The organism is Deltaproteobacteria bacterium (genome assembly GCA_026712905.1).
In the GTDB taxonomy this organism is placed as follows: domain Bacteria; phylum Desulfobacterota; class Binatia; order UBA9968; family JAJDTQ01; genus JAJDTQ01.
This window is the reverse complement of the sequence record JAPOPM010000236.1, coordinates 1-1,894: the sequence shown is the minus strand read 5'-3', so window position 1 is coordinate 1,894 and position 1,894 is coordinate 1. Positions and strand designations below refer to the sequence as shown.

General features: G+C 64.3%; 1 protein-coding gene. It reads right to left on the bottom strand.

What is annotated here, in order from left to right:
• Positions 1 to 133 precede the first annotated feature (133 nt).
• A complete protein-coding gene (locus OXF11_19980) occupies positions 134 to 1,852 on the bottom strand; it encodes a hypothetical protein (GenBank protein ID MCY4489380.1) in 1,719 nt (572 codons plus the stop codon).
• Positions 1,853 to 1,894: the final 42 nt, after the last annotated feature.

Sequence of the window (1,894 nt, the reverse complement as noted above, 5' to 3'; positions counted from 1 at the left end):
AGCGGACGACTGCAAGGGCTACAGCCGCGGCGATGAAATGGAAGAGCCGGAGGTTCGAGCGGGGTGCAGTTGAAAAAAGGGCGGCAACCGAAGCTGCCGCCCTCAAGTTCGCGGAAACGATGATCAGGGAGGACTACTGCTTGTTCACGCCGAACGCTCCGACCATGCGGCCGGTGTTGTGGTAGATCGAGTGGAACATGCCGCTTCCGACCTTCGGAACGAGGTCGTCGCCATTGTCCTGGAGAGACCCGGACCACTGGCCGGACTTGTCACCAGGCGTCTCACCGATGGTCCAAACCGTCCCGACCTGTTCGTCATCAGCGTTGGTACCGTCAATGACCCCGGTATCGCTGATGTCCGTCTCGTTCAACTTGACGGACCAGTCCCGCGCCTCGCCGTCGGCACCCATGAACTGGTCGATGGTGCCCGTGACCATGTCGTCACCGAAATCGGCCTCAAGCGTCGCCCTCGCGGTGAAGTGGCCGGCATCGTTCTCTCCGCTAGTGCGGCTGTAGATAACGTACTTGCCAGCCGCGCCACCCATGTACGTCGCGGTTCCCTGCAGGTCCGTGATGTTCTCGGCATCCGGGACATCGCCCTTGTCAGCCGCGAACGCACTGGCGACCCAGTCTCCGTCCGCGGGCTTGTGGAGCCACCAGCCGTAGGAGGTGTAGATGTTGGCCGCCACGTCCATGAGCCGGGCCTCGGGGTTGGTTGGCTTGAACGTCCAGGTCCCGACAAGGGTGAAGCCGCTCGCGGCCACCGTAGACGAGCAGTCCGCGTCGCCGGCGGGCGCGCAGTAGTAGGTGCCGGACACGCCGTCATACGTGCCGGGAATCGACACCCGGACCGTATTGGTAGGCCGCTCGAACTCCTTTCTGCCGGAGGACTGGTCGAACATCGAGCTGGCGATTTTCATCTGTTCCGCTGTCGTACTCGTGTCGAGGGTGGCCGTCTCCCCGCTCGTCCCGTCGAGGGCGTAGGCAACGTTGAACTTCTCCCCTTCCGTCGGATCGCCGATGTGGGAGTAGACCATCGCCTCATAGGTGCCGCCGTTGGTGGGGGAGGCCGTGTACTTCCTGCCTGTCCAGCCATGGTTGTCGGCGACCGTCGCGTCCTTGTCTTGCGACAGGTTGACGGCGTCGGCCGCACCGATCGTCACCGCGATGTCGTCGGCGTTGGTGCCGGTGCCGTAGGCGCCGGTCCGCACGTCGTCTCCGGTGCCCCCGATGGGAGTCTCGCCGATGCCGTCATACAGCTTCGCAGCCGTTGCCGTCATGGCCTTATTCCGGTTCTTTGTGTCTTCGGTGATCGCGGCCGTGCGGCTGGTCTTGGCGGAAGCGAGTTGGCCTTCGAGCGTATCGAGCGTTCCCTGGGCCGTGGCAACTTCGGCATCGCCCTCAGGAAGATCCTCCGCACCGTCGATCGCCGCCTTCAGAGCGGCAACCTCGTCGTCAGCCTTCTTAACCTCAGCCTCGGTGGCGTCGTCGTCCACCATGCCCACCGCTGTACGGGCCGCCGTCACGGCGTTCATGATCGCCGTGCGCTGCGCCATCATGCGCCCGTCGCGGTCCATGCCGGTCTGCGCCGTTCTCACGGTCTCCGTGGCCCTGTCCAGTTGGGTCTGGTACATGGCCTTGTCGTCGGCGCTCAGGTGGGTTGCGTCGTCCAGCGCCATCTTGAGCGCGTTGACGGCATTCTGGGCCGCGTCGATCTTTGCCTGATCCGACAGGTCCTCCAGGTCGATCTCGCGAAGGGCCGTGCCGGCGTCCGTCAGGGCCATCCTCTGGTCGCCGATATTGGAGGCAAGGTCTTTCTTCGCGTCCGCCACTTTCCGCTTGGCCAGCGTCACGTCGACGGTGGCGTTGAGCTTTTCGGTGGCGGTCAGATTGGT